Annotated in this window: 31 protein-coding genes; 20 read left to right on the forward strand and 11 right to left on the reverse strand. The window is 69.8% G+C overall.

Annotated features, from left to right (window positions below):
- Nucleotides 1-277 precede the first annotated feature (277 nt).
- From MNQ95_RS01590 to MNQ95_RS01600, 3 genes are all read left to right on the forward strand, one after another.
- Complete coding sequence (locus tag MNQ95_RS01590; protein WP_162411103.1) at nucleotides 278-646, forward strand: response regulator; 369 nt, start codon at nucleotides 278-280, stop codon at nucleotides 644-646.
- 39 nt (nucleotides 647-685) lie between these two features.
- Nucleotides 686-1,534: a cyclic di-GMP-binding domain-containing protein, MshE-related gene (locus tag MNQ95_RS01595; protein ID WP_241953609.1), complete on the forward strand. Its 849-nt coding sequence runs from the start codon at nucleotides 686-688 to the stop codon at nucleotides 1,532-1,534.
- An 81-nt stretch (nucleotides 1,535-1,615) separates the two neighbouring features.
- On the forward strand, nucleotides 1,616-2,401 hold the full coding sequence (locus tag MNQ95_RS01600; RefSeq protein WP_241953610.1) for an EAL domain-containing protein: 786 nt from the start codon (nucleotides 1,616-1,618) through the stop codon (nucleotides 2,399-2,401).
- Nucleotides 2,402-2,437: 36 nt separating this feature from the next.
- Here MNQ95_RS01600 and rlmKL read toward each other — a convergent pair whose 3' ends face one another.
- From rlmKL to MNQ95_RS01615, 3 genes are all read right to left on the reverse strand, one after another.
- A complete protein-coding gene (gene rlmKL / locus MNQ95_RS01605) occupies nucleotides 2,438-4,693 on the reverse strand; it encodes a bifunctional 23S rRNA (guanine(2069)-N(7))-methyltransferase RlmK/23S rRNA (guanine(2445)-N(2))-methyltransferase RlmL (RefSeq protein ID WP_241953611.1) in 2,256 nt (751 codons plus the stop codon).
- A gap of 90 nt (nucleotides 4,694-4,783) precedes the next feature.
- Nucleotides 4,784-5,314 carry an alpha/beta hydrolase gene (locus MNQ95_RS01610; protein WP_162411107.1) on the reverse strand — a complete coding sequence of 177 codons (531 nt, stop codon included), beginning with the start codon at nucleotides 5,312-5,314 and terminating at the stop codon, nucleotides 4,784-4,786.
- The gene (locus MNQ95_RS01615) at nucleotides 5,311-5,817 is read right to left on the reverse strand and encodes an MOSC domain-containing protein (RefSeq protein WP_238390403.1); all 507 of its coding nucleotides are present in this window, start codon (nucleotides 5,815-5,817) and stop codon (nucleotides 5,311-5,313) included. Before MNQ95_RS01615 ends, MNQ95_RS01610 begins: the two co-directional genes overlap by 4 nt.
- 24 nt (nucleotides 5,818-5,841) lie before the next feature.
- On the opposite strand from MNQ95_RS01615, the gene MNQ95_RS01620 reads away from it, so the two are divergent.
- The 3 genes from MNQ95_RS01620 (at nucleotide 5,842) to MNQ95_RS01630 (ending at nucleotide 8,148) form a co-directional block, all read left to right on the forward strand.
- The gene (locus tag MNQ95_RS01620; protein ID WP_162411108.1) at nucleotides 5,842-6,411 is read left to right on the forward strand and encodes an N-acetylmuramoyl-L-alanine amidase; all 570 of its coding nucleotides are present in this window, start codon (nucleotides 5,842-5,844) and stop codon (nucleotides 6,409-6,411) included.
- Nucleotides 6,412-6,697: 286 nt separating this feature from the next.
- The gene (gene tesB, locus MNQ95_RS01625) at nucleotides 6,698-7,621 is read left to right on the forward strand and encodes an acyl-CoA thioesterase II (protein WP_241953612.1); all 924 of its coding nucleotides are present in this window, start codon (nucleotides 6,698-6,700) and stop codon (nucleotides 7,619-7,621) included.
- Nucleotides 7,622-7,623: 2 nt separating this feature from the next.
- Complete coding sequence (locus tag MNQ95_RS01630; RefSeq protein ID WP_162411110.1) at nucleotides 7,624-8,148, forward strand: hypothetical protein; 525 nt, start codon at nucleotides 7,624-7,626, stop codon at nucleotides 8,146-8,148.
- Between the two features lie 40 nt (nucleotides 8,149-8,188).
- On the opposite strand, the gene MNQ95_RS01635 is transcribed toward MNQ95_RS01630, so the two are convergent.
- Nucleotides 8,189-8,770, reverse strand: a complete 582-nt coding sequence (locus MNQ95_RS01635) for an EF-hand domain-containing protein (RefSeq protein WP_241953613.1) — start codon at nucleotides 8,768-8,770, stop codon at nucleotides 8,189-8,191.
- Between the two features lie 167 nt (nucleotides 8,771-8,937).
- On the opposite strand from MNQ95_RS01635, the gene MNQ95_RS01640 reads away from it, so the two are divergent.
- The gene (locus tag MNQ95_RS01640; RefSeq protein WP_241953614.1) at nucleotides 8,938-9,675 is read left to right on the forward strand and encodes an arginyltransferase; all 738 of its coding nucleotides are present in this window, start codon (nucleotides 8,938-8,940) and stop codon (nucleotides 9,673-9,675) included.
- 64 nt (nucleotides 9,676-9,739) lie between these two features.
- Entirely contained in the window at nucleotides 9,740-10,948 is a 1,209-nt protein-coding gene (locus MNQ95_RS01645) for an endonuclease/exonuclease/phosphatase family protein (RefSeq protein WP_241953615.1), read from the forward strand.
- A gap of 30 nt (nucleotides 10,949-10,978) precedes the next feature.
- Here MNQ95_RS01645 and purT read toward each other — a convergent pair whose 3' ends face one another.
- Complete coding sequence (gene purT / locus MNQ95_RS01650; protein WP_241953616.1) at nucleotides 10,979-12,169, reverse strand: formate-dependent phosphoribosylglycinamide formyltransferase; 1,191 nt, start codon at nucleotides 12,167-12,169, stop codon at nucleotides 10,979-10,981.
- A gap of 172 nt (nucleotides 12,170-12,341) precedes the next feature.
- Between purT and MNQ95_RS01655 the strand changes: the two genes are divergently transcribed.
- The 9 genes from MNQ95_RS01655 (at nucleotide 12,342) to MNQ95_RS01690 (ending at nucleotide 16,905) form a co-directional block, all read left to right on the forward strand.
- Nucleotides 12,342-13,217 carry an SPFH domain-containing protein gene (locus MNQ95_RS01655; RefSeq protein ID WP_162411115.1) on the forward strand — a complete coding sequence of 292 codons (876 nt, stop codon included), beginning with the start codon at nucleotides 12,342-12,344 and terminating at the stop codon, nucleotides 13,215-13,217.
- A gap of 10 nt (nucleotides 13,218-13,227) precedes the next feature.
- Nucleotides 13,228-13,503: a hypothetical protein gene (locus tag MNQ95_RS01660; RefSeq protein ID WP_241953617.1), complete on the forward strand. Its 276-nt coding sequence runs from the start codon at nucleotides 13,228-13,230 to the stop codon at nucleotides 13,501-13,503.
- A 2-nt stretch (nucleotides 13,504-13,505) separates the two neighbouring features.
- Complete coding sequence (locus MNQ95_RS01665) at nucleotides 13,506-13,685, forward strand: type II toxin-antitoxin system antitoxin (RefSeq protein WP_162411117.1); 180 nt, start codon at nucleotides 13,506-13,508, stop codon at nucleotides 13,683-13,685.
- Nucleotides 13,682-13,861: a DUF4177 domain-containing protein gene (locus MNQ95_RS01670; protein WP_162411118.1), complete on the forward strand. Its 180-nt coding sequence runs from the start codon at nucleotides 13,682-13,684 to the stop codon at nucleotides 13,859-13,861. The genes MNQ95_RS01665 and MNQ95_RS01670 overlap by 4 nt, the downstream gene beginning before the upstream one ends.
- A 12-nt stretch (nucleotides 13,862-13,873) precedes the next feature.
- Nucleotides 13,874-13,996, forward strand: coding sequence for a hypothetical protein (locus MNQ95_RS15810; RefSeq protein WP_274379416.1), 123 nt, complete (start codon nucleotides 13,874-13,876; stop codon nucleotides 13,994-13,996).
- 24 nt (nucleotides 13,997-14,020) lie between these two features.
- On the forward strand, nucleotides 14,021-14,836 hold the full coding sequence (locus MNQ95_RS01675; RefSeq protein ID WP_241953618.1) for a CPBP family intramembrane glutamic endopeptidase: 816 nt from the start codon (nucleotides 14,021-14,023) through the stop codon (nucleotides 14,834-14,836).
- Complete coding sequence (locus tag MNQ95_RS01680; protein ID WP_241953619.1) at nucleotides 14,833-15,429, forward strand: PH domain-containing protein; 597 nt, start codon at nucleotides 14,833-14,835, stop codon at nucleotides 15,427-15,429. The genes MNQ95_RS01675 and MNQ95_RS01680 overlap by 4 nt, the downstream gene beginning before the upstream one ends.
- 9 nt (nucleotides 15,430-15,438) lie before the next feature.
- Nucleotides 15,439-16,242: a M15 family metallopeptidase gene (locus MNQ95_RS01685; protein WP_241953620.1), complete on the forward strand. Its 804-nt coding sequence runs from the start codon at nucleotides 15,439-15,441 to the stop codon at nucleotides 16,240-16,242.
- A gap of 93 nt (nucleotides 16,243-16,335) precedes the next feature.
- On the forward strand, nucleotides 16,336-16,905 hold the full coding sequence (locus MNQ95_RS01690; RefSeq protein ID WP_241953621.1) for a cytochrome b: 570 nt from the start codon (nucleotides 16,336-16,338) through the stop codon (nucleotides 16,903-16,905).
- Here the strand turns inward: MNQ95_RS01690 and MNQ95_RS01695 are convergent.
- The 6 genes from MNQ95_RS01695 to MNQ95_RS01720 all read right to left on the reverse strand — a co-directional run bounded on the left by MNQ95_RS01695 (nucleotide 16,886) and on the right by MNQ95_RS01720 (nucleotide 21,461).
- Nucleotides 16,886-17,560 carry a DNA-3-methyladenine glycosylase family protein gene (locus MNQ95_RS01695; RefSeq protein WP_241953622.1) on the reverse strand — a complete coding sequence of 225 codons (675 nt, stop codon included), beginning with the start codon at nucleotides 17,558-17,560 and terminating at the stop codon, nucleotides 16,886-16,888. The genes MNQ95_RS01690 and MNQ95_RS01695 overlap by 20 nt on opposite strands.
- Before the next feature lie 2 nt (nucleotides 17,561-17,562).
- Nucleotides 17,563-17,925, reverse strand: coding sequence for a DUF423 domain-containing protein (locus MNQ95_RS01700; protein ID WP_241953623.1), 363 nt, complete (start codon nucleotides 17,923-17,925; stop codon nucleotides 17,563-17,565).
- A 107-nt stretch (nucleotides 17,926-18,032) separates the two neighbouring features.
- Nucleotides 18,033-19,193, reverse strand: coding sequence for a polyketide cyclase (locus MNQ95_RS01705; RefSeq protein ID WP_241953624.1), 1,161 nt, complete (start codon nucleotides 19,191-19,193; stop codon nucleotides 18,033-18,035).
- A 281-nt stretch (nucleotides 19,194-19,474) separates the two neighbouring features.
- Nucleotides 19,475-19,618: a transcriptional regulator gene (locus MNQ95_RS15860; protein ID WP_162411125.1), complete on the reverse strand. Its 144-nt coding sequence runs from the start codon at nucleotides 19,616-19,618 to the stop codon at nucleotides 19,475-19,477.
- A gap of 8 nt (nucleotides 19,619-19,626) precedes the next feature.
- On the reverse strand, nucleotides 19,627-20,268 hold the full coding sequence (locus MNQ95_RS01715; protein ID WP_162411126.1) for a response regulator: 642 nt from the start codon (nucleotides 20,266-20,268) through the stop codon (nucleotides 19,627-19,629).
- Nucleotides 20,265-21,461: a sensor histidine kinase gene (locus MNQ95_RS01720; protein WP_162411127.1), complete on the reverse strand. Its 1,197-nt coding sequence runs from the start codon at nucleotides 21,459-21,461 to the stop codon at nucleotides 20,265-20,267. Before MNQ95_RS01720 ends, MNQ95_RS01715 begins: the two co-directional genes overlap by 4 nt.
- A gap of 148 nt (nucleotides 21,462-21,609) precedes the next feature.
- Here MNQ95_RS01720 and MNQ95_RS01725 point away from each other — a divergent pair, with 148 nt between their 5' ends.
- From MNQ95_RS01725 to minD, 3 genes are all read left to right on the forward strand, one after another.
- The gene (locus MNQ95_RS01725) at nucleotides 21,610-22,206 is read left to right on the forward strand and encodes a GNAT family N-acetyltransferase (RefSeq protein ID WP_162411128.1); all 597 of its coding nucleotides are present in this window, start codon (nucleotides 21,610-21,612) and stop codon (nucleotides 22,204-22,206) included.
- Nucleotides 22,207-22,213: 7 nt separating this feature from the next.
- Nucleotides 22,214-22,987 (forward strand): septum site-determining protein MinC, encoded by a 774-nt coding sequence (gene minC, locus MNQ95_RS01730; protein WP_241954332.1) that lies wholly within the window; start codon nucleotides 22,214-22,216, stop codon nucleotides 22,985-22,987.
- Nucleotides 22,988-23,059: 72 nt separating this feature from the next.
- Nucleotides 23,060-23,869, forward strand: coding sequence for a septum site-determining protein MinD (gene minD, locus MNQ95_RS01735; RefSeq protein ID WP_162411129.1), 810 nt, complete (start codon nucleotides 23,060-23,062; stop codon nucleotides 23,867-23,869).
- Nucleotides 23,870-23,871 lie beyond the last annotated feature (2 nt).

Here is a 23,871-nt window from a genome sequence, read left to right on the forward strand (position 1 = left end):
GCACGACCGCGACACCGAAGGCGCCGCGATTCCGATGTCGATGGGATTGCGAGGACGCGAGTCTGGAAGGTGATACCACCCGGATCGAAGAGCCTGGCCAGAACCCGTCCGGCCCGGGCAACGCTCTCGCGATTCCACCGGCGTCGGTGTCGCGGTCATGCCCGCTCCTACGAAGTCCTGCGGCGCGTACGGTTGCGCCCCCTAAAGAACCTCACCCCCCCGGCCGCTATCCCACAACGGGCCGCTCATGCGGTCGCCTTCCAACAGGGGAAACGACATGACCGCACGACCGACCGTGCTGCTTTGCGACGATTCGCGCGCCTTGCGCATGCTGGCGGCCGGCCAGTTGGAAGAAGCGGGTTTTCAGGTGGCGGGCGAAGCCGGGAACGGCCACGATGCGGTCAGCCAGTACCAGGCGCTGAAGCCGGACCTGGTGTTGCTGGACCTGGTCATGCCCGAATGCGACGGCCGCCAGGCGCTGGCGAAGATCCTCGAGCTGGATCCGCAGGCGAAGGTGGTGATCCTCAGCTCGCTGGGCGCGCAGAGCGACATCGAGGAGTGCCTGCGCCTGGGCGCACGCTCCTACCTGCAGAAGCCCATCGACCCCGATGCGATGGAGCGTGTCCTTCGCGACGCGCTCGCCTGACCAGCGGCTATCATCCGGACAATCGCAGAGGGGCATCGAATGGCTGTCAAATTCCTGGGCCAGTTCCTGATGGAGCGTGGCGTGATCACGCCCCAGCAGCTGCTGGCGGCAACCGAGGCGCAGCGCGCTTCCAACCCTTTGCTGGGCGAACTGGCCGTGCGCCAGGGCCTGCTCACCGAGGCACAGGCACGGCGCATCAACGATCGCCAGCGCGCGGATGATCGTCGCTTCGGCGACATCGCCCTGGAGCTGGGGCTGCTGGAACCGGCCCAGGTCGAAGTCCTGCTGGCCGCGCAGAAGGCCGGGCGCAAGCTGTTCGGCCAGGTGCTGGTGGAACAGGGCGTCGTCGATGCGGCAACCCTCGAGTCGGAACTGGCGGTGCACCGCGCCGACCAGGACGCCGCGAACCATGCCCTTGCCGTGGGCGTGGCCGACCACGCCCTGGCCGATTTCGCCAACGGCGCCATCGCCCTGTGCGGACGCCTGTTCCCGCGCATGCTCGACAGCCAGTGCCAGCCCGCCGGCCTGCTCGGTCCCGGGCAGCTGGCTGCCTATCCGCACGTGGCGCACGTGCGCATCGATGGCGAGCAGCCGCTGTTCATCGGCATGGCCTGCGACCTGTCCACGATGCGCGCGATGGTCTGCGCATTCCTGAAGATCGGACCCGAGCGTTGCGATGACGCGCTCGCGCTGGACGGGCTGGGCGAAGTGGTCAACGTGCTGATGGGCTACGTGGTTCGCAACGTGCTGCCCGACGATGTGCAGTACCGCGCGTTCCCGCCCGACCTGGCCACGCCGGCCGCGCAGCTCGTCGCAGACCGCGATCGCAGCCTGGCCCTGCAGATGAACTCCCAGATCGGGCCGTTCGTGCTGCTGATCGGCGACTGAGGGCCCCTGCCCGCAGCCCCGGACGGGGCGCCGCGCCGCCGCCGGACCCCTGCTATTCTGGGTCCGGCAGCAGGAGGCGCCATGATCACTCCGGAAGACATCCAGGCAGGCCTGGAACGCGGGGAGTTCTTCCTCCAGTACCAGCCCATCGTCTCGCTGGTCGATGGACGATGCGTCGGCTGCGAAGCGCTGCTTCGCTGGAAGCGGCTGGGTCGGATGGTCGGCCCGCGCGACTTCATTCCGCTGGCCGAGGAAAGCGCGCTGGGCGGCCTGCTGACTTACCACGCGATCGAGACCGCCGCGCGCGAACTCGGCCCCTGGCTGCTGGAACGCCCGCACGTGTTCATCGGCATCAACGTGCCACCGGCCCTGCTTGGCCGCGGCGGCATCGAGTACGCCGCGATGAAGACCGGCTACCAGCAGACCCTGCGCGAGCAGCTGGTACTGGAAGTCACCGAGCGCGGCATTCCCGATGGCATGGGCATGGCCGAGATGGAGGAAGCCGCGCGCAGCGGCGTGCGCTTCGCCCTGGACGACGTGATGCTGGACAGCGCCAACCTGGCGATCCTGGCGCGCTGCAAGTTCCACATCATCAAGATCGATCGCACGCGGGTCGCCGGCATCGCGCCCGGGCAGCCTCGGCCGGAATGGCTCGAAGGCCTCGCCGCCCTGCTGGCGACCACCAACCTGCAGGTGATCGCCGAGGGCGTTGAAACGCCGGAGCAGGCCCAGGTCCTGCGCGACGCCGGCATCCCGATGGCGCAGGGATTCCTGTACGGGCAGCCGCTGGCCGCGCGCGCGCTGCAGGCCTTCCATGCCTGGCACGAGCCCGGCGGCCACGGCGTGGAGCGCGCGACCGGGCCCTGATCTTTCGCGACCCTTCCCCGGGCCGCCGTGGATCGATCAGGTCGCCGGGTGCTGCAGGCGCCAGGCACGATGGATGCGCGCGTTGCGCTCGAAGTCCGGCGGAATGGTCCGCGCGCTGATCTCCTCGCATTGCGCGAACTGCGCCACGGCCGCTTCGTCCAGGCGGAAGCGGCGGAAGTTGTTGGAGAAATACAGCACGCCATCGGGAACCAGCCGCGCCATCGCCGCCTGCAGCAGGCGCACGTGCTCGCGCTGGATGTCGAAGTCGTCGGCGCGCGCGGAGTTGGAGAACGTCGGCGGATCGCAGAAGATCACGTCGTAGCGGTGCCGCTCCGCGTCCAGCCAGGCAAGCACGTCGGCCTGGACCAGCCGGTGCTTCTCGCCACCGATCCCGTTCAACGCCAGGTTGTCGGCGCACCACTGCAGGTAGGTTGCCGACAGGTCGACGCTGGTGGTCGACGCGGCGCCGGCCACCGCGGCCTGCACGCTGGCCACGCCGGTGTAGCAGAACAGGTTGAGGAAGCGCTTGCCGCGCGCCTCGACGGCCATCCGCCGGCGCAAGGGGCGATGGTCCAGGAACAGGCCGCTGTCCAGGTAATCGAACAGGTTCACCCACAAGCGCGCGCCGTTCTCGCGAACGACCATGCGCTCACCCTGCTGCTGGTACTTCCCGTACTTGGAGCCACCCTTGCCGCGCTCGCGCGTCTTCAGTGCGACCCGCTCGGCGGGTACGGCGAAAAACTCGCGTGCGGCGGCGACCAGTTCGCCTCGGCGCCGGCGCACGTCGGCCTCGGGAATTTCGGCCGGCGGCGCGTATTCCTGCACGTGCAGGAACGTGCGCTGCTCGCCCCCGTCCTCGGCATAGACGTCGATCGCCGACGCGTACTCGGGGATGTCGGCGTCGTAGGCACGGAAGCAGGTCACGCCCTCGCCGCTGCGCCAGTTCTTCAGCTTGCGCAGGTTGCGCTGCAGCCGGTTGGCGACCATGCGCGCGCCTTCTGACAGTTCGCGCGGCACGACCTCGCGCTGCGGCGGGCGTACCGGGTCGCAGATGATCAGCGCGCACTCCAGCGCACCGTTGAACAGCTGGTATTTCTTCGCCGCACGCAGGCCCGTGGCGTGGGCAAGTTCGGCGTCGCCGCAGAGCAGGCTGGCGCGCCAGTCAGGCACTGCGCGCTGCAGGGCCTGGCCCAGGCGCCGGTACAGCGCGCCATCGGCCGCCAGGCGGCGGTCGTAGGGCGGATTGCACACGGCCAGGCCGCGCGCCGTTTCCAGGACAGGAAGCGCGTCGATGTCGCGCACCTGGAAATCGATCGCCACGGCCACGCCCGCCGCCTGTGCATTGGCACGCGCCGCGGCGATGGCCTGGGCGTCGATGTCGTTGCCATGGAACGCCGGGCGCAATGCGGCCAGGCCGGCCTGCGCACGCGTGCGCGCCTCGGCCACCAGGGCCGACCACGTGACGGTGTCGAAACCGGTCCAGCGCGTGGGCACGGGCGCATCTATCGCCGGGTCCGGGACCTGCGCCTCCGAGGAGGGTGCCACGTGCTCCATCGCCGCCTGCCACGGGCCGGCTGCGGTGCCGCTCGCCGCACCAGGCGCGGCTTCCTGCACCTTCGACATCCGCCCCAGGCCGGGCGCCATGTCGGCAGCGATCAGCGCGCCTTCGATCAGCAAAGTGCCGCTGCCGCACATCGGATCCAGCAGAGCGCCGCCTTCGGCGTAGATCGCCGGCCAGCCGCCACGCAGCAGCACGGCCGCGGCCAGGTTCTCCTTCAACGGCGCCTCGTGCTGCGACGCGCGCCAGCCGCGGCGATGCAGCGGACCGCCGCCCAGGTCCACCGACAGCGTCGCCCGGCCCTTGCGCAGCGACAGGTTCAGGCGCAGCCCGGGGGCGTCCACGTCCACCGACGGCCGCTCCAGGCCCTGCGCACGGAACACGTCGACCACCGCATCCTTGACCCGCTGCGCGGCGAAGCGCGCATGGGTGATCGCCTCGCCGGACACGTGCGCATCGACCGCGAGGGTGTCGCCCTCGCGCAGGTGCTCGTGCCAGGGCAGCCTGGAGGCGCCGTCGTACAGCGCCTGCTCGTCCGGGCAATCGAACTCGGCCAGCGGCCAGAGCACGCGGCTGGCCAGTCGCGACCACAGCACCGCGCGCTGCGCATCGGCCAGCGTGCCCTCGGGGTTGGCGCCGGCAATGGTGGCGGTGGCTTTTTCCGCACCCAGCGCGACCAGCTCGTCGGCCAGCAGGTATTCCAGGCCCTTGGCACAGGAGACGAAGAACTTCACGGCAGACCTCGAATGAAAACAGGGAACGCCGCGCGGGCCGGGCCCGGCGGCGGGAAAGCGGCGGCAGTGGCCGCCGCCATGTCGCAGCGGTTACAGGTCGCGCAGCAGTTCGGCGAATGCGCGTGCGGTCGCGTCGACATGCCCGGCCAGGCGGTGGCCGTCGTCGAGCAGCAGCAAACGCGCCGAACGCGCGCGCGCCCAGTCGATCACCTCGTTCGCCGGGATCAGCTCGTCGTGCCAGGCATGCACCACCGAGGTCGGCACGGGCGCGGCATCGAGCGCCGGCATCGGGCCCATCCGCAAGGGCGGCACCATCAGGAACAGCGCGCGGGTCGGCACCTGCAACGAAGCGATCGCCGAAACATAGGCGCCCAGGCTGGAGCCGCCCAGGACGACCGGACCTCCGCGCGCAACGGCTGCGCCGGCGATGTCGAGCAGGCGCTGCAGTCGGGCCGGGACGTCGCCTACGCGGCTGATGTCCTGGCGCGCATCCAGGTCGGTGAAATCCGGGCGCTCGGTGGTCCAGCCCAACTGTTCGGCGGCTTCGGCCAGCGCGGTCACCTTGGTCGCGTCCGGGCCGCTTTCGAAGCCATGCGACAGGATGCAGTGGCCGCGACTCACAGCGCCTGCACCGTGTCGCCCAGGCGCAGGGTGCCGCCCTCGACGATGCGTGCGCACAGGCCGCCGTGTCCGCGCATGGCGTTGAAGCCGCCCGCGCCCAGCGCCTCTTCCATGCGCGAGCACGGATCGCAGGATTCGGTGCCCTCGAGCACCAGCTCGCCGATGCGGAAGCGGCGCCCCTTCAGCGCTACCAGCGGGATGCCGGAAACGACCAGGTTGCGGCGCAGCGTGGCCGGGGCGACCTGCGCATGCCCGGACAGGGCCGCGATCACCGGCAGGTGCTCGGCCTGGATCAGGGTGATCCCGCGCTTGCCGCTGCCGCTCTTGTAGCGGTCGCCCGCCAACCCGGCGCCAGCCGTGGCCTCGACCGCGTCGACCTCGATCATCGCGGTTTCGCGGGCCGGCCGCAGGCCGATCCATTCCACGCGACCGCCTTGCGGCAGGGTCGCCATCAGTTTGCCGAGCGGGCTGTCCGGATCGGGGCGCGAAGAGAGTGCAGGCATGCGTGAATGCTAGCATCCCGGCCCATGTCGACCCTGCACGCACTGACTGTCATCGACGCCCCGCTGCCGTACGTGGAACGCCTGGAAACGCGCCCGCTGGCGCAGGTGGACCTGGTCGTCATCCACTGCACGGAGTTGCCCGACCTGGCCACCGCTCGCGAGTACGGCGAGCGCGTGCTCTACGACAGCGGCACCGGCAACAGCGGCCACTACTACATCGACCGCGACGGCACGGTGCTGCGCTACGTGCCCGAGGACCGCAGCGCACACCACGTGCGGGGCTGGAACCCGCGCGCGATCGGCATCGAGCTGGTCAACACCGGGCGCTATCCGCATTGGCTGGACTCGCGCCACCAGGCGATGGCCGAACCCTATCCGGACGCCCAGGTCGACGCTTTGGTCGCGCTGCTGAACCGTCTGGCCGGCGACCTGCCCGGGCTGCGCCACGTCGCCGGCCACGAGGACCTGGACCGCGACCGGGTGCCGGCCAGCGACGATCCGGCCGTGCTCGTGCAGCGCAAGCTCGATCCGGGCCCGCAGTTTCCGTGGGATCGCGTGCTGGCGGCGGTGCCGCTGCCGCGCCTGCCCCTGTAGGAGCAGCGTTCAGTCCGGCCGGGGCACGCGTTCCCATGACTCGGGTGGCGGCCTCGCGACCCAGCGGCCCTCGGTGTCGCGGTCATGCCCGCTCCTACGGGAGCCACGCAGCCTTGTAGGAGCGGGGCTTAGCCCGCGACACCGACGCTGCCCGCACGGCGACGGCAGGGCGGTTTCGAGTCCGGCGAGGTCGGCACGGGCCCGGCCATCATGGCCCTGGGGCCCGCGTCTACGCCCGCCGGGACACGGTCACCGCGCCGGTATAATTGCCCCCTCACTCCCGTGCATGGCTCCGCCCTTGTCTTCCGCCCTTGGCCCCGTGGTTTCCGAACTGATCGACCTGCTCGCCCTGGAACGGCTCGAAGACGACCTGTTCCGTGGCCAGAGCCGCGACATCGGCACCAAGTACGTGTTCGGCGGGCAGGTGCTGGGCCAGGCGCTGGCGGCCGCACAGGCCACCATCGACAACGGCCGCCGGGCGCATTCGCTGCATGCCTATTTCCTGCGCGCCGGTGACATCGAGCATCCCATCGTCTACGACGTGGACCGCACCCGCGATGGCGGAAGTTTTTCGGTGCGCCGGATCACCGCGATCCAGCACGGCAAGGTGATCTTCTTCTGCGCCGCTTCGTTCCAGGACGACGAGCCCGGCGCCGAGCACCAGCTGAAGATGCCCGAGGTTCCGCAGCCGGAGGACATCATCCCCGCGCCGCCGGTGCCGCCGGAGGTGATGGCCACTTTGCCGACCAAGGTCCAGCGCTGGCTGTCGCGCGGCGGTCCGTTCGAGTTCCGCCATGTCTATCCGCGCGACGAACTCAATCCGCCCAAGCGTCCGCCCTACCAGCAGGTCTGGTTCCGCCTGCGCGAGAACGTCGGCGAGATCCCGGTCCAGCTGCACCAGGCCCTCCTGGCGTACGCCTCGGATTTCCACCTGCTCGGCACGGCGACCTTCCCGCACGGGATCAGCTACTACACGCCCAACGTGCAGATGGCCTCGCTCGACCACGCGCTGTGGTTCCACCGTCCATTCCGTGCCGACGAGTGGCTGCTGTATTCGCTCGACAGCCCGAGCACCGAGGGCTCGCGCGGCCTCGCCCGCGGCCAGGTGTTCGATCGCCAGGGCCGCCTCGTGGCCAGCACCGCCCAGGAGGGCCTGATCCGCGTGGTGCCCGATCCGGACAGCGCGCGCCTGGTCCCGGCGAAGGACTGACGATGCGCCAGGTCTTCACCAGCCAGCGCCTGGAAACCGTGGAAGGCGTCGCCCGCCTGCTGCAGGACGCGGGCATCGACATCTACATCAGCCAGCCGCGCTCCTATCGCGGCCGGCGCCGCGGCCAGTTCAGCTACTCCGAACCGGTCCCCGCCAACCAGCAGCCGGCGGTGTGGGTGCGCAAGGCCGAAGACCAGCCGCGCGCACGCGAACTGCTGCGCGAGGCCGGCCTGCTGGCGACCACGCGCACGTCGTATTCGGGCCTGCCCACGCCGGCGACCGAAGCGCTGCCCTCGCGCTTCGACGCCACCGAAGGCGGCGACAAGCGCTGGGCCTGGCGCGTGCGCATCGGCCTGCTGCTGGGGATCGCAGCGGTCGCGATGTTCATCTGGATCGGGCGCAAGCCGCATCCGCCGGTCGCGCCCGCCACGCCGGAAGCGTCCACCGCGCAGCCGGCCCCGGGAACGGAAGAAGCCGGCGACGACGAGGAAGTGCGCGTACGCATCACCCCGCCGCCCGCCGGCTGACGGGCCCGCCTGCGCGGGCCCGGACCACCGTTCGACGCGTTTACTTCGCGCTGGCTTGCTTGGCCGGGCTGCCGCCGGCGCCGTGACCGCGTCCGCCCCGCTCACCGCCACGCTTGGCATGCGCGGCGTCGTACTCGGCGCGGCTGAGGCTGCCGTCCTTGTTGATGTCGGCCGCAACGAACCATTCGTCACGGCGCTGCTTCCTCGCCACCTCGCGATCGGCGCGGTCGACGAAACCGTCCTTGTTGGCGTCCATGCGCTCGAAGCGTTCGGCGAACTTCGGTTCCGCCGCGGCTTCGGCCTTGCTGATGCGGCCGTCCTTGTCCTTGTCCAGGTCGGCGAACGGCTGTCCGTGCCGCTTTCCGTCGTGCGAACGGCGCGGCATCTCGCCACGATCGAGCTTGCCGTCCCTGTTCTTGTCGAGCGTGTCGAACTGCGCGGCCAGGCGCGGATGCGCGGCGGCTTCGGCGCGATCGACCAGGCCGTCCTGGTTGGTATCCAGCGGCTTGTGCGCCTTCACCGGTTGCGGCGTGCCGGCAGCGGCAGGCTGGGTTTGCGCCAGGGCAGCGCCGGCGGTGATCGCCAGCAGCGCCACGGCGATCAGGGAAGGGGTCTTGTTCACGGGGTTCTCCAGAAGTCGTGGACTCGATGGCCACACCGGGGAAAACGTCGGTGGGTCCCCGCCGTTGACCGCCCGCCGGTTCCGTTCAGCCAGCAGCTGGCCAGATCCGCACGGCACCCACCCTCGCCGACGGCGCTATGCTGCGGCCATCCGTCGACCGCACTGCCATGGGCAACGACTCCTCCCCGACCGACGACCTGCGCCTGTTCCAGACCGGAGGCCATCCCTGCGGCTACTGGCCCGAGCGCAGCGCGCGCGACCTGGTGCTCGATCCGCGCGACCCGCGCCTGCCCGACATCTATCCGCAGGCGCTGGACTGGGGTTTCCGCCGCTCCGGCGACCTGGTCTACCGGCCGCACTGCGCGCATTGCCGGGCCTGCGTGGCCGTGCGCATTCCCGTAGCCGCGTTCGAACCCGACCGCAGCCAGCGCCGCTGCCTGGCGCGCAACGCCACGGTCCAGACGCGGATCGCAACTGCGCGGCGCACGAGCGAACACTTCGCGCTGTACCAGCGCTACCTGGGCGCACGCCACCGCGACGGTGGCATGGACGGCCATGGCACCGCCGAGTTCGACCAGTTCCTGGTCGGCAGCTGGTCGGACACGCGCTTCATCGAAATGCGCGAGGCCGGCGAAGATGGCCCCGGCAGGCTGCTTGCGGTGGCGGTCACCGATCGCGTCGGCAGCGGCCTGTCTGCGGTCTACACCTTCTACGATCCGGACCTGCCGGAGCGCGGGCTCGGCACGCTGGCGATCCTGCACCAGATCCAATGGGCACAACGCGAGGGCCTGGAGCATCTCTACCTGGGCTACTGGATCCAGGACCACGCCAAGATGGACTACAAGCGACGCTTCCAGCCGCTGGAGGCGTTCGACGGGCGGCGCTGGCGCCGGTTCACCGGCTGAGGCGCGTGGAGACACCTCGACTGCCTGTCGCATCCGCGCCACCCCGGCGTGCCAGAATCCGCGCATGCCGACCTCCGCCCACCTCCTGCTTGCCGCCCTCGCCTTGATCCTGTCCGCCTGTGCCGGCAACGGCACCGTCCCTGAAACGCCCGCCGCCGCCGCGACGCTGCGCGTAGCCACCTACAACACGTCGTTGTACGACGACGCCGATGGCGGCCTGGTGCGGCGCCTGCAGGCCGGCGACGCCGGCGCCCGCAAGATCGCAGCGGTGCTGCAACAGGTGCGTCCGGACCTGGTCCTGCTCAACGAGTTCGATTACGACGCCGGCGGCATGGCCGCCGACCTGTTCCAACGCGACTACCTGGAACGCCCGCAGGCTGGCGGCGGCGAGCCGCTTCATTACCCGTACCGCTATTTCGCCGAAGTGAACACCGGCGTGCCCAGCGGCCTGGACCTGGACCACAACGGCACGATCGGAGGCGAAGGCCGCGACCGTGGCAACGATGCCTGGGGCTACGGCCTGCACCCGGGGCAGTACGGGATGCTGGTGCTGTCCAAGCATCCGATCGACGCTGCGCAGGCGCGCGGTTTCCGCCTGCTGCGCTGGGCGACGATGCCCGGCACGCAGCGGCCGGTCGATCCGAAGACCGGCAAGTACTGGCACGACGATGCGGTCTGGGAGCAACTGCGCCTGTCGTCGAAGTCGCACTGGGACGTGCCGGTGCGCACGCCGTCGGGCACCGTGCATTTCCTGGTCTCGCACCCGACCCCGCCGGTCTTCGATGGCCCGGAAGACCGCAATGGCTTGCGCAACGCCGACGAGATCCGCCTGTGGCGCGAGTACCTTTCGCCGGGGACGCAGGCCTGGCTGTGCGACGACGCGGGCCGCTGCGGCGGCCTGGCCGGCGATGCGCGCTTCGTGATCGCCGGCGACCTCAACAACGATCCGGCCGATGGCGACGGCCACCACGACGCGATCGTGGAACTGCTCGAGCATCCGCGCGTGCTGCGCATGGCCACGCCGCGTTCGGAGGGCGGTGCGGAAATCGCGCGCGCATACGCGGCCAAGGGCCTGCAGCGGCGCGGCGCGCCCGAGCACGTGACCGGCGACTTCGGACCGAAGGCCGGCGCGATGCGGCTGGACTACGTGCTGCCGTCGACCGGCTTCGAACTTCGCGGAAGCGGCGTGTTCTGGCCCGCGTCGACCGACCCGGCCGCCGCCATCGCCGACGGCAGCGACCACCACCTGGTGTGGGTCGACCTGGCGTTGTGAGGGCCACGGCGGCGCGGCGAGCGCCCCCGGTTATTCCGGCAGGACTTCGATTCCGATCGCGGCTGCCGCATCACGGGCCACGGCGCGCGCGGCATCGATGCCGTCGGCGCGCGCCAGGGTCACGCCGACGCGGCGATGGCCTTCCACGCGCGGCTTGCCGAACAGGCGCAATGCGGTGTCGGGAACCTGCAGCGTAGCGTCCACGTTCGAGAACACCGGTACGCCGTGGCCGTGCGCCAGCAGCGCGCACGAGGCCGAGGGTCCGTTCTGTCGGATGACCGGGATGGGGAGCCCCAGGATCGCGCGCGCATGCAGGGCGAACTCGCTCAGCTCCTGCGAAACCAGCGTCACCAGGCCGGTGTCGTGGGGTCGCGGCGAGACCTCCGAGAACCACACCTCGTCGCCCTTCACGAACAGCTCCACGCCGAACACGCCCCAGCCGCCCAGGTCGTCGGTGACCGCGCGGGAGATCGCCTGCGCGCGTTCCAGCGCAAGTGGCGACATCGGCTGCGGCTGCCAGCTCTCGCGATAGTCGCCGTCACGCTGCAGGTGCCCGACCGGCTCGCAGAACGAGGTGCCGCCGGCATGGCGCACGGTCAGCAGGGTGATCTCGTAGTCGAAGTCGACGAAACCCTCGACGATGCAGCGCCCGGCGCCGGCGCGGCCGCCGGTCTGTGCGTACTCCCAGGCCGCCTCGACCTCGTGCTCGGTGCGCACCGTGCTCTGGCCCTTGCCCGAGGACGACATGACCGGCTTGACCACGCACGGCAGGCCGACCAGGGCGATCGCGGCACGGTACTCGTCTAGGGTGTCGACGAAGCGGTAGGGCGAGGTCGGCAGGCCCAGGGTTTCGGCGGCCAGCCGGCGGATGCCCTCGCGGTCCATGGTCAGTCGCGCCGCGCGCGCGGTCGGGATCACCTTCTGCCCGTGCTCCTTCTCCAGCTGGATCAGGGTCTCGGTATGGATCGCCTCGATCTCCGGGACGATCAGGTCCGGCTGTTCCCGTGCGATGAGTTCGCGCAGGGCGAAGGTGTCGAGCATGTCCAGCACGTGGCTGCGGTGGGCGACCTGCATCGCCGGCGCATCGGCATAGCGGTCGGCGGCGATCACTTCCGCGCCCAGCCGCTGCAGCTCGAGGGCGACTTCCTTGCCCAGTTCGCCCGACCCCAGCAGCAGGACACGGGTGGCGTGGGGGGATAGCGGGGTTCCGATGCGGACCATGGCGGCAGGACGGGAGTGAGGGCCGGACAGTTTAGCCGGGGGAGTCCCTGCGCCCGGTCAGGCACGCTCCGCGGGCTGGCAGGCCCCGGATCAGCTCCAAGGCCCTGTACCCGCGGCCGTTGACAACTGATATCACAATGATATCTTTTGTCGGCGACCCAGGAGATCCGCCATGAAAGAGCTTCCGATCCGTTCCCTGCCCGGCATTCCCGTCCTCATCGTGGCCCTGCTCGCCAGTCTGGCGGCGGCCTGGCTGTTCGCCCGTGGCGTCGGCGTGGCCGGCATGGAGGGCGGCGGCATGTCCGTCATCGCCTCGGCCGTGCTGGCCCTGGCCATCATCCTGGCCATCACCGGCCTGTACTCGATCCAGCCCAACCAGGCCGCGGTGCTGAGCCTGTTCGGCAAGTACGTGGGCACGGTCAAGGAAGCCGGCCTGCGCTGGAACAACCCCTTCTACTCCAAGCGCAAGATCAGCCAGCGCGTGCGCAACTTCGAGAGCGGCAAGCTCAAGGTCAACGACCTGGACGGCAGCCCGATCGAGATCGCCGCGGTGATCGTGTGGCAGGTGGTGGATGCCTCCGAGGCGGTGTTCAACGTCGACGACTACGAAAACTTCGTCCACATCCAGTCCGAATCGGCGCTGCGGGCGATGGCGGCCAGCTATCCCTACGACCAGCACGACGAGGGCCAGACCGCGCTGCGCAGCCATCCGCAGGAAATCTCCGACCACCTGCAGGCGCAGATCGCCGAACGCCTGGGCACCGCCGGCGTCGAGGTGATCGAAGCGCGGATCAGCCATCTGGCGTACGCGCCGGAAATCGCCCAGGTGATGCTGCAGCGGCAGCAGGCCAACGCGGTGATCGCCGCACGCACGCGGATCGTGGCCGGCGCGGTGGGCATGGTCGAGATGGCCCTGGCCGAGCTGCAGAAGAACGGCGTGGTGCAGCTGGACGAGGAGCGCAAGGCGCAGATGGTCAGCAACCTGCTCGTCGTGCTGTGCGGCGAACGCGGCATGCAGCCGGTACTCAACGCCGGCTCGTTGTACTGAGGCGCCGCCGGTGGAAGCCCTCGTGCCACTGGTCATCGCCATGAGCGGAATGCCCGCACTGGGTATCGCCGCCTGGTACGCGCGCGCCGACGATGCGCACAGCCGCGGCGCGGCGCTGCGCTGGGCCCTGGTCGCCCTGGCGATGCTGGGCGGCGCGATCGGCCTCTACTTCGCCGACGGCAGCACCACCGCCGTGACCACGGTGGTGGTGGCGATGGTGGTGGCGGTCAACGCGCTTCTGGTGTCGGTGGTCCTGCACCTGCGGCGTAGCGGCGGGAAGCGCTGACGATGGCGGAGAAGAAGGCCTATCCCCTGCGGGTCAACGCCGACGTGCTGGCGGCGGCGCAGCGGTGGGCCGACGACGAGCTGCGCAGCCTCAACGCACAGATCGAGTACGTGTTGCGCGACGCACTGCGCAAGGCAGGCCGGCTGCCCAGGCCGGCCGATGACCAGGAGGACGAAGGATGAGCACGCGCTGGCAGTACCAGGTGGTCGAATTCAAGCCGAGCCTGATGGGTTCGTTCAAGCAGGACGCATTGCAGGAAGCCCTGGCGCGCCAGGGACAGCTGGGCTGGGAGCTGGTCCAGATCGTATCGCCCGGCCCGATGATGGCGCTGCTGGCGGTGTTCAAACGCGAAGCCTGACGGAGTACGCCCATGCTGCATATCGTCCACCTGATCGAACGCCGCCATGGGTCCCGCGCGAGGCCGCTCATCATCGCGCTCGTGGTCGCTTCGGGCAGCGCGCTGCTTGCCGGCGTGGCGCTGGCGCTGCGCTGACCCGCGCAGTATTCGAGGCCGCCCGTGCCGCACGCGCACCCGAGCTCCATCGCTCCCGCCTCGGCGATCGATGACCTGAAGATCGCCGCGGCCTGGGGCGTGCTCGCCGGCCTGTCTGCCGCCGCGCTGATGCCCTACCTCGCCCAGACCATGCCAGACGCCTTCGCCCGGGTCCGCTTGCCGCTCGGCGTAATTGCCGCCGCGCAGGGCGCCCAGGCGCTGGTACTGGTCGGCCTGCTGGCGTGGGCCGGGCTGCGCATGGGCCACCGCGTGGGGCTGGGCAGCCCGGTGCTGCACGCCTGGCTGGTGGCGCGGCGGCGCCCGGACTGGGCGCGCCTGAAACCGCTGCACGCCGTGCTCCTGGGCATCGCGGCCGCACTGGCGATCCTGGCGGTGGCACCGCTGCTCAACCGGGCGATGCCGCCGATGCTGCATCCGCCCGCGTCGGCGACCGCGGGCCTGTCAGCGTTCAACGGCTTCCTTGCGTCCTTCTACGGCGGCATCGTCGAGGAATTGCTGCTGCGGCTGTTCCTGATGACCCTGCTGCTCTGGATTGTGGCGCGGCGGCGGCGGACAGCGCTGCCGGATTGGGCCTACTGGCTGGCCATCGTGATCGCCGCGTTGCTGTTCGGCGCCGGACACCTGCCCGCAGCGGCGAACATCTGGGGCCTGGAGCCGGTGGTGGTGCTGCGCACGCTGCTGCTCAACGGCATCGCCGGGCTCGCCTTCGGCTGGCTGTACTGGAAGCGCGGCCTGGAGATGGCGATGCTCGCGCACTTCAGCGCCGACATCGTGTTGCACGTCGCCGTTCCCCTGCTTTGGCCCGGAGCCCTGCCATGACCTATCGCCGCGACGACGCATCCTTGAACCTGGCCGTGCCCGGCAGCCGCGCCGGCTTCTGGCTGTTCGCGCTGACCTTCGTCCTGCCGGTGCTGGTCACCACCCTGGCAGTGGCTGTACCGGTGCTCGCCGGTGGATCGCTGAAACTGATCGCGGGCAGCCTGCCACTGACCCTGATTGCCACCCTCGGCGGCATCGCCCTGCTATGCGGCCTCCTCTGGTGGGTACTGGCGAGGCTCATGCGCCGGCAGGCCCTGGTCCTGTCGCCGGAGCTGCTGGAAGTACGCTCCAGCTTCTACCGCTGCCGCATCCCGCTGCGCGAGCTGAAGCTGGACCAGGCCCGCATCGTCGACCTGGACGAGCACACCGAACTGCGCACGATGCTCAAGACCAACGGCTTCGGCCTGCCCGGCTTCCACAGCGGCTGGTTCCTGCTGCGCAACCGGCGGCGCAGCTTCGTCGCCATCGCCGACGGCCGCCGCAAGCTGTGGCTGCCCGGCAGCGGCAAGCACGACCTGCTCCTCGAAGCGACCGATCCGGCCGCACTGCTCGCGCGCCTGCGCGCGCTGGCGATGTCGGGCGGGCGTGGCTAACCTGCGTCGATGCGAACGTACCCCGCCCCGCTCCACGCCCGCCTGCTGAACACCGCCGACATCGAACTGTGGCCGGCGGCGCTGCTCCGGGCCCGCGGCAATGCCGACGCGCGCGCGCTGTCGCGCGCCCATGCCGTCCTGCGGCGCAAGCGCGATGGCCGCTACCTGGCCGCGGCGCTGCCTGAAGGCCTGCTGCCGCTGGTGCCGCGGCTGGCGAGCGAAGCCGGCATCGACGAGGCGCTGGACCTGCTTGAAGCCGATGGCAGGCGCGGTCCGGCGCGTGCGCCGCGGACGCTGCCGCTGCACCGCCTGCAGGAACGGCTGGAGGCGCTGGGTATCGACGACGGTTATGCGCGTCGCACCGGACTGTCGCTGGTCGCCGAGCCGGAGTGGCTGCTGCTGGCCGACTTCGATCGCTATCGCCGCCCCTTGTGGCTGCAACCGGTCGCAGCGCGATCCTGGCAGGCGATGCGTCGCGCCGCCGCGACGGACGGCATCGTGCTCGAATCCATTTCCGGCTATCGCAGCCACGACTACCAGCTGGGCATCTTCGAGCGGAAATTCGCACGCGGCCAGTCGCTCGCGCAGATCCTCGCGGTGAATGCCGCTCCGGGCTACAGCGAACACCACGGTGGTCGCGCACTGGACATCGGCACCCCGGGCGAGCCGGCGGCGGAGGAATCGTTCGAGGCCACGCCGGCGTTCGCCTGGCTGTCGACCCATGCCGCCGCGCACGGGTTCACGATGAGCTACCCGCGCGCAAACCCGCACGGCATCGTCTACGAGCCGTGGCACTGGAGTTTCGCCGGTTGAACCAGCGCCGGCGCTGGTCGGCTTGACCTGGATCAAGAGGCCGGGCCTGGATGGGCAGATACTCCAGCCCATCCCCATCGCCATGCCGCCGCCGTGCCCCAGCAGCCACCTGCCCGTTACCCGCGTGGAATCATCGCGCTGCACTGGATCACCCTGCTCCTGCTGATCGCGGTCTACGCGACGATGGAACTGCGCGGCGTGTTCCCGCGCGGCAGCGCACCCCGCGACGCGATGAAAACGGCGCACTACTTCCTGGGCATTGCGGTCTTTGCCCTGACCTGGCTGCGCCTCGGCCTGCGCCTGTCCGGCCGCATTCCGCCGATCACGCCACAGCCGCCGAAGTGGCAGTCGATGATGGCCGCGCTCGTCGCACTCGCGCTGTATGGCCTGCTGCTGGCGATGCCCGTCATCGGCTACCTGCTGCTGAATGCCGAAGGTCACGCCCCGGCCATCGCCGGGATGCAGCTGCCGCTCCTGATTCCCGCGCAGCCGGGCCTGGCCGAAAGCCTTGAGGGCTGGCACGAACGCATCGCCGTGGCGGGCTACTGGCTGGTCGGATTGCATGCGCTGGCGGCCATCTACCACCACCACGTACGCCGCGACGATGCGCTGTGGCGGATGTCGCTGCGCCGCCGGGCTCCAGTCAATCCTGGGAACGGTTGACGGGCTTCTTCGCTTCGGCGGTGAAGTCGGCGATGCGCCACAGGTACAAGCTGGCGTAGCTGCGGTAAGGCCCCCACTTCTCGCCGCGCGCGAGCAGCTCCTTCGGCGTCGGCATCGCTTCCTGCCTGTCCACCTTCTGCGCACCCTTGCGGATGCCCAGGTCGTCGATGGGCAGGACGTCGGGCCGCCCGAGGCGGAACATCAGCATCATCTCGACCGTCCACCGGCCGATGCCGCGTACCGGCACCAGCGCGGCGACGATCTCGTCCTGGTGCATGGTCGACATGCGACGCAGGTCCGGGATCTCGCCCTGCGCCTCACGCGCGGCGAGGTCGCGCAGCGCAAGGGCCTTGTTCCCGGAAACGCCGCAGGCACGCAACGCGGTGTCGTCGATCCGACCCAGGGTGTCGTGGTGCAGGCGGGCACTGCCGATCGCGGCTTCCACGCGACCGACAATGGTCGAAGCGGCCTTGCCCGACAGCTGCTGGAACAGGATCGCGCGAGCCAGCGCATCGACCGGATCGAATGGTTTGCGCCAGCGCGGTTCGGCCGGCAGCGGCCCCAGTCGCTTCATCCACGCGCCGAGCTTGCGGTCGCGCCGCGACAGGTGCTCGTAGGCGGCGTCCACGTCGAACCCGCGCGCATGGCGGGGCATGGTCAGCGCCTCACCGAATCGACGGCCAGCAGGATCCAGCTGGCCATCAGCAGCGTGCCGCCGAGCGGTGCCAGCCGCGTGGGCCAGCCCAGCAGCGCGCCCCCGGCCAGGCTGCCGGCGAACAGGAGCGTGCCCAGCAACAGGCCCGCCAGGGCCAGCCAGCGCAACCGGCGCGCCGGCGCCTGGGCCAAGGCCGCCAGCATCGCGCCGTGGGCGAACGCGTAAAGGCTCGCGGTCTGCAGGTTGCCGCGCGCGTGCGCAGCGGCGATGCCATGGGCCGCGTATGCCGAGGCTCCGATCGCCAGCGCGGCCAGTACCGCACCGCTCGCCGCAAGCCAGGCTCCCGCCGGTCCGTTCCGCTGCATCACCCTGCCCCGTCGTCATCGCGCTGGCCGCGAGCCTAAACGAAAAAGCGCCGCTTGCGCGGCGCTTTTCGTGGATCCGTATCCCGGCCGGCGATGCCGGCCCCGGGTTACTTGATGGCCCAGTAGATGTCGTAGGTGCCTTCGGCGGTGAAGGACTTGTCGATGCCACCCTTCCATATCTCGTACGGACGATCGGTCACTTCGTAGCCGTGGGTCAGCGACCAGGCACGCAGCGCGTTGCGGGCGGCATCCAGCTCGGCCATGTAGCCGGTGTAGGACGCGAACGCGGCGCGGCGCGGCTCGGTGCGGATGTACTCGACCGGAGCGCCTGCCGGCACCGTCACCTTCAGCGGCTCGCCTTCGGCGGCCAGCTGCTCGGCGACATTTTCGGCCGCGGTATCGGTCTCCGGCTCCGGCGTTTCGCCGGCCAGCGGGGCCTGCACGGCCTGCGCGACCTTGCGGCGGACCGGCACGGCCACGTCGAACGCGTACTTCTCGGCGCCGAAATCGGTGGTGATGATGCGCACCGGACCCGCAGCTTCAAGACCCGGGTTGGCTTCAAGCGTGCGCTTGATCCATTCCTGGTTGTTCTTGATGGACTGCTTGATCGCCTCGTTGTTGCGCTCGATGTTGCCGGCGTTGACCACCAGCAGGTCCAGCGCGGGCACGTCGACGATCTTCAGGCCGGTCAGCGGAACGCCTTCGGCGCGATAGTCGAAGTTCGGCACCGTCGCCAGCATGTTGGCCATGCGGCTCAGACCCAGCTTGACGTCGTCGCCGACGTGGCGGCTGACGTACAGGCCCGCGTAGCGGCCCAGCAGGTTCCAGCCGTAGTTGACGTCGTAGGTCTGGGTGATCTTGACGTTGCGGTTGTTCTTGCCGGTCGGCTCGAGCAGGAACTGCACGGTCTTGTCGCTGCCGCGGCGTTCGTCCTCGACCTTGATCACGACCTTCTCGTTGGGAACGCTTTCGACGATCTCCCAGCTGCCCTGGCCGACGTGCGCTTCGGTGGAAGCGTAGTCGAGGCGGGAGCCGACGCCGGACTCGGCACCGGTGACGTTCAGCTGCATCTTCGGATCGCGCAGGACCAGCGGGTTCCAGTCCTTGAAGCGGCGAAGGTTGTTCACCGTGTCATAGGCGATGGTCATCTTGCGGTTGGTCTCGACGCTCTCCGAAATGTGCCGGTGCGAAGGCAGAACCAGACCGACCGCCAGGGCCAGAACAGCAACGATGCCCAAGGCGATCAGGAACTCGATAATGCGGGTCATTCAGCAGTCTCCGGCGCCGATCCACGGCAAGTTGGCAATGCGAGCCGCGAATCGTAGCAGGCTTCGCCGTCCGCGCGCAGCCAGCAGCGAGGACGGAGCCACGATAAACGGAATTCTTACACCCGGCTCGCCGGATGTCCCCCATGGACAGGGCGGGCGCGCCCAAGTTCCTGCCCGGGCCGGACGCCCGCTGAACGGACCTGTGTCCGCGCAATCGCAGGCTGCCCGGCCGCCCTGGCCCCGAGGCCCGTCGCGCTGCGGCGGGCCGGACATCCTGACCCTCAGACCCGTTGGAGCTCGAACGCCTTGAGGACCGCGCGGGTGCGGTCGCGCACGCCGAGCTTGCTCAGGGTGAGCGGGCGCGGCTTGCGAGCCCCCGGCTCGCGCGCCTGCGAACGCCCGCCGCGCTGCGGCGGGCCGGACATCCTGACCCTCAGACCAGCTGCAGCTCGAACGCCTTGAGGACCGCGCGGGTGCGGTCGCGCACACCGAGCTTGCTCAGGATGTTGGACACGTGGTTCTTGATCGTGCCCTCGGCCACGCCCAGCGAATTGGCGATCTCCTTGTTGGAGAAGCCCGACGCCATCAGCCGCAGGATCTCGGTCTCGCGGTCCGTCAACGGATCCGGCCGGTCCAGGCTGACGAAATCGTTGCGCATGTGCTCCAGGCCCGAGAGCAGGCGCTGGGTGACCGCCGGCTGCACCAGCGAACCGCCGTCGGCCACCGTCCGGATCGCGCCGACCAGCTGCTCCAGCGAGACGTCCTTGAGCAGGTAGCCCTTGGCCCCGGCCTTGAGCCCGGCCAGCACGAGCTGGTCGTCATCGAAGGTGGTCAGGATGATGGTCGGCGGCAGTTGCTCCAGGCGCGAAAGCACCTGCAGGGCTTCCAGCCCGGACATCGCCGGCATGCGCATGTCCATCAGGACCACGTCCGGCTTGACCTGCGGGATCAGCTCGACCGCCTGGCGGCCGTCGCCGGCCTCTGCAATCACTTCGATACCGCCATCGAGCGCCAGCAGGGAACGGATGCCCTGGCGGACCAGGGTCTGGTCGTCGACCAGGCAGACTCGGATCATGGAAGCGCTCCTTCGATGGCCGGGTGGGCCGGGGTGGAGACGGGAATGGACAGGCGCAGCCGGAAGCCGGCGCCCCTGCGGGTCTGGATTTCGAGGGTACCGCCACACTGCTGGAGCCGTTCGCGCATGCCGCGCAGGCCATTGCCGGGCACCAGGCCATCCGCCCCCTGGCCATCGTCGACGGCCTCCAGCAGGATCGCCCCGGCCTCGCGCCAGACCCGGATCGACAGGTGGCGGGCGCTGGCGTGGCGCACGGCATTGGTGATGATTTCCTGGGTGCAGCGCAACATCACGTGGGCGCGTTCGGGATCATCGATGGCCAGCGGCGACTCGATGTCCAGGGAGATGTCCAGCGCGGGCACGTGGTCGGCCAGCGGCCGCAGCGCCGCCGACAGGTCGATGCCCCCGCTGGCGTCGCGCAGCTGGCTGACCGCCTCGCGCACGTCGGTCAGCAGCAGCCGCGCCAGGGTCTTGGCCTGGCGCACGTGCTCCTGGGCCCGGCCCTCGGTCAGGTGGCTGGCTACTTCGAGGTTCAGGCTCAGCGCCGTCAGGTGATGGCCGAGCAGGTCGTGCAGCTCGCGCGAAATCCGGGTGCGCTCGTTGACCCGGGCGCTCTCTGCCAGTAGCGCGCGGGTGGCGCGTAGTTCGGCGTTCAGCCGGCGCTGGTCGTCGCGGGCCTGGGCCTGCTGCTTGGCGACCAGGCTGGTCACGTAAATGAACATCGAGAAGCCGCCGTACAGCAGCGACTGCATCAACGCCTCGAACAGGGGCATCCGGAAGACGTTGTAATAGATCGGGAGCACGGCCAGCTGGCTCGCCAGCAGCAGGACGACGCCCGCGGTGGCCGGCAACAGCCACGGGATGACCCCGGCCGCCACCATCAGCAGGATGCTGCCCAGCCCGGACTCGTTGAAATAGCTCACCCCCAGGGCAAGCACGGTCAATACCAGCAGCAGCACCCGGTCCGTCCAGTTGGCCGCCGCATGGCCCAGCCCGCGGGTCAGCCACCAGTAGCAGGCGCCGAAGCCGAGGTAGCAGCCGAACAGCCAGGCGGTACGGCCGCTGTCTGCGGCGAGGTTCTCGCTGCCATAGGCCGGCACGTACTGCGAATACACCAGCGGCACGCCGACCATCGCCCAGGTGAACAGGCCGGCATAGCGCAACAGGCGGGTATGGCTGAGACGTCCGAACATGACCGCATCTTACGGGGCCATTCGCCGCGCCGCCGCGGACGGAAGTCATGCCCTCGCCCGGGCTTGGCCCCCGTGCGATAATCCCGGCTGGTCGCACCGCCGGCCCCGCTACAGCACCAACGCCCCTCACGGAGTCGGCTTTACCCCCATGTCCATCGTCATCCGCGACGTGCGCGAACACGAGCTGGACTCGGTCCTGGCGCTCAACAACAACGCCGGCTCGGCGATCCTGCCCCTGGATGCCGCCAAGCTGCGCGGCTTCTTCGACAGCGCCGAGTACTTCCGGGTCGCCGAGCGCGACGGCAACCTGGCCGGGTTCCTGGTCGGTTTCGGCAGCGATGCCGAACACGACAGCAGCAACTTTGCCTGGTTCAAGGCGCGCTACCCCCACTTCTTCTATATCGACCGGATCGTGGTGGCCAGCCGGCGCCGTGGCGGCGGCGTGGGCCGCGCGTTCTACGCCGACGTGCAGAGCTACGCCGAACTGCGCTACCCGCAGCTGTGCTGCGAGGTGTTCCTCGACCACGGCGCCGACCCGGCCCTGCTGTTCCACGGCAGCTTCGGCTTCCACGAGGCCGGCCAGAACGTGATGCCGGACGTGGATGTGCGCGCCAGCATGATGACCAAGTCCCTGTGCAGCTATCCGTGGGTCCACGAGACCTACGGCGACAACCTGCCCGACCTGCCCTGGGTCGGTCGCTCCCGCCGGCAGCAGCCGCGCGACAGCCGTGCGACGGGTACCTGACGTGGGGTTGGCGGCGAACGACTACGAACAGGCGGGCGAACTGAAGATCGGCCAGGTCGGCATCGCCAACCTGCGCATCCGCACCCTCGACGTCGAGCAACTGGTCCGCGAGATGCGCGAGCGCGTCGAGCGCGCACCCAAGCTGTTCGGCCGCGCGGCGGTGATCGTCGATTTCGGCGGCCTGGCCCAGACCCCGGACCAAGCCACTGCCCGCGCCCTGATCGATGGCCTGCGCGACGCGGGCGTGCTGCCGGTGGCACTGGCCTACGGCACCCGCGACAACGACGCGCTCGCCGAGGCCCTCGGCTTGCCGGTCCTGGCGAAATTCCGCGCACAGTACGAGCGCGCCGAAGGGGCGCCTGCCCCCGCGCCAGCCCCTGCACCGCGCGAAGCGGCGCCGGCCGCCGCACCGCGCGCGACCGCCAAGGCCGTGCCGGCCGAGCAGCCGCGCGCGCCGGGCCGCATGCAGAAGACCGCGGTCCGCTCGGGCCAGCAGCTGTATGCCGAAGGCTGCGACCTGACCGTGCTGTCCACGGTCGGCGCCGGTGCGGAAGTGATCTCCGACGGTTCCATCCACATCTACGGCAGCCTGCGCGGCCGGGCCCTGGCCGGCGCGCAGGGCAATACCGACGCACGGATCTTCTGCCGCGACTTCCAGGCCGAGCTGGTGGCCATTGCCGGCAACTACAAGGTACTGGACGATGTCCCCGAAAAATTGCGCGGCAAGGCCGTGCAGATCTGGCTGGAAAACGGCCAGCTGAAGCTGTCCGCACTCGAATGACCCTGTCGCGCCGGCTGGCGCGCTCGCCCACCGCATGCAGCAACATCGCACCCCGCATCCAGGAGACATCCATTGGCTGAAATCATCGTAGTCACATCCGGCAAGGGCGGCGTGGGCAAGACCACCTCTAGCGCCAGCATCGCCCTGGGCCTGGCCAAGCGCGGCCACAAGGTGGCCGTGATCGATTTCGACGTCGGCCTGCGCAACCTCGACCTGATCATGGGTTGCGAGCGGCGCGTGGTGTACGACTTCGTCAACGTCGTCCACGGCGAGGCCACGCTCAAGCAGGCCCTGATCAAGGACAAGCGTTTCGACAACCTGTTCGTGCTGGCCGCATCGCAGACCCGCGACAAGGACGCACTGACCAAGGAAGGCGTGGAGAAGGTGCTCAAGGACCTGGCCGCCGACGGCTTCGACTACATCGTCTGCGACTCGCCGGCCGGCATCGAGAAGGGCGCTTTCCTGGCCATGTACTTCGCCGACAAGGCGGTCGTGGTGGTCAATCCGGAAGTGTCCTCCGTGCGCGACTCCGACCGGATCATCGGCCTGCTCGATTCCAAGACCCGCCACGCCGAGAACGGCGGAACGGTCCCTTCGCACCTGCTGCTGACCCGCTACAGCCCCGCGCGCGTGGCCACCGGCGAGATGCTCAGCATCACCGACGTGGAGGAGGTGCTGGGCCTGAAGGCCGTCGGCGTCATCCCCGAGTCCTCGGACGTGCTCAACGCCTCCAACAAGGGCGAGCCGGTGATCCTGGAGTCCGAATCGGAGGCCGGCCAGGCCTATGACGATGCGGTCGCCCGCCTGCTCGGCGAAGAACGGCCGATGCGCTTCATCACGCTGGAGAAGAAGGGTTTCTTCAGCAAGCTGTTCGGAGGTTGAGC

It is taken from the genome of Pseudoxanthomonas daejeonensis (genome assembly GCF_022637495.1).
GTDB lineage: Bacteria > Pseudomonadota > Gammaproteobacteria > Xanthomonadales > Xanthomonadaceae > Pseudoxanthomonas > Pseudoxanthomonas daejeonensis.

Bases quoted from the DNA above. Each gene is read 5' to 3' on its own strand.
- MNQ95_RS01590 (WP_162411103.1), top strand. From the start codon at position 278: ATGACCGCACGACCGACCGTGCTGCTTTGCGACGATTCGCGCGCCTTG.
- MNQ95_RS01595 (WP_241953609.1), top strand. From the start codon at position 686: ATGGCTGTCAAATTCCTGGGCCAGTTCCTGATGGAGCGTGGCGTGATC.
- MNQ95_RS01600 (WP_241953610.1), top strand. From the start codon at position 1,616: ATGATCACTCCGGAAGACATCCAGGCAGGCCTGGAACGCGGGGAGTTC.
- MNQ95_RS01615 (WP_238390403.1), bottom strand. From the start codon at position 5,817: ATGCCTGCACTCTCTTCGCGCCCCGATCCGGACAGCCCGCTCGGCAAA.
- MNQ95_RS01620 (WP_162411108.1), top strand. From the start codon at position 5,842: ATGTCGACCCTGCACGCACTGACTGTCATCGACGCCCCGCTGCCGTAC.
- tesB (WP_241953612.1), top strand. From the start codon at position 6,698: ATGGCTCCGCCCTTGTCTTCCGCCCTTGGCCCCGTGGTTTCCGAACTG.
- MNQ95_RS01630 (WP_162411110.1), top strand. From the start codon at position 7,624: ATGCGCCAGGTCTTCACCAGCCAGCGCCTGGAAACCGTGGAAGGCGTC.
- MNQ95_RS01640 (WP_241953614.1), top strand. From the start codon at position 8,938: ATGGGCAACGACTCCTCCCCGACCGACGACCTGCGCCTGTTCCAGACC.
- MNQ95_RS01645 (WP_241953615.1), top strand. From the start codon at position 9,740: ATGCCGACCTCCGCCCACCTCCTGCTTGCCGCCCTCGCCTTGATCCTG.
- purT (WP_241953616.1), bottom strand. From the start codon at position 12,169: ATGGTCCGCATCGGAACCCCGCTATCCCCCCACGCCACCCGTGTCCTG.
- MNQ95_RS01655 (WP_162411115.1), top strand. From the start codon at position 12,342: ATGAAAGAGCTTCCGATCCGTTCCCTGCCCGGCATTCCCGTCCTCATC.
- MNQ95_RS01665 (WP_162411117.1), top strand. From the start codon at position 13,506: ATGGCGGAGAAGAAGGCCTATCCCCTGCGGGTCAACGCCGACGTGCTG.
- MNQ95_RS01670 (WP_162411118.1), top strand. From the start codon at position 13,682: ATGAGCACGCGCTGGCAGTACCAGGTGGTCGAATTCAAGCCGAGCCTG.
- MNQ95_RS15810 (WP_274379416.1), top strand. From the start codon at position 13,874: ATGCTGCATATCGTCCACCTGATCGAACGCCGCCATGGGTCCCGCGCG.
- MNQ95_RS01680 (WP_241953619.1), top strand. From the start codon at position 14,833: ATGACCTATCGCCGCGACGACGCATCCTTGAACCTGGCCGTGCCCGGC.
- MNQ95_RS01685 (WP_241953620.1), top strand. From the start codon at position 15,439: ATGCGAACGTACCCCGCCCCGCTCCACGCCCGCCTGCTGAACACCGCC.
- MNQ95_RS01695 (WP_241953622.1), bottom strand. From the start codon at position 17,560: ATGCCCCGCCATGCGCGCGGGTTCGACGTGGACGCCGCCTACGAGCAC.
- MNQ95_RS01700 (WP_241953623.1), bottom strand. From the start codon at position 17,925: ATGCAGCGGAACGGACCGGCGGGAGCCTGGCTTGCGGCGAGCGGTGCG.
- MNQ95_RS01705 (WP_241953624.1), bottom strand. From the start codon at position 19,193: ATGACCCGCATTATCGAGTTCCTGATCGCCTTGGGCATCGTTGCTGTT.
- MNQ95_RS15860 (WP_162411125.1), bottom strand. From the start codon at position 19,618: ATGTCCGGCCCGCCGCAGCGCGGCGGGCGTTCGCAGGCGCGCGAGCCG.
- MNQ95_RS01715 (WP_162411126.1), bottom strand. From the start codon at position 20,268: ATGATCCGAGTCTGCCTGGTCGACGACCAGACCCTGGTCCGCCAGGGC.
- MNQ95_RS01720 (WP_162411127.1), bottom strand. From the start codon at position 21,461: ATGTTCGGACGTCTCAGCCATACCCGCCTGTTGCGCTATGCCGGCCTG.
- MNQ95_RS01725 (WP_162411128.1), top strand. From the start codon at position 21,610: ATGTCCATCGTCATCCGCGACGTGCGCGAACACGAGCTGGACTCGGTC.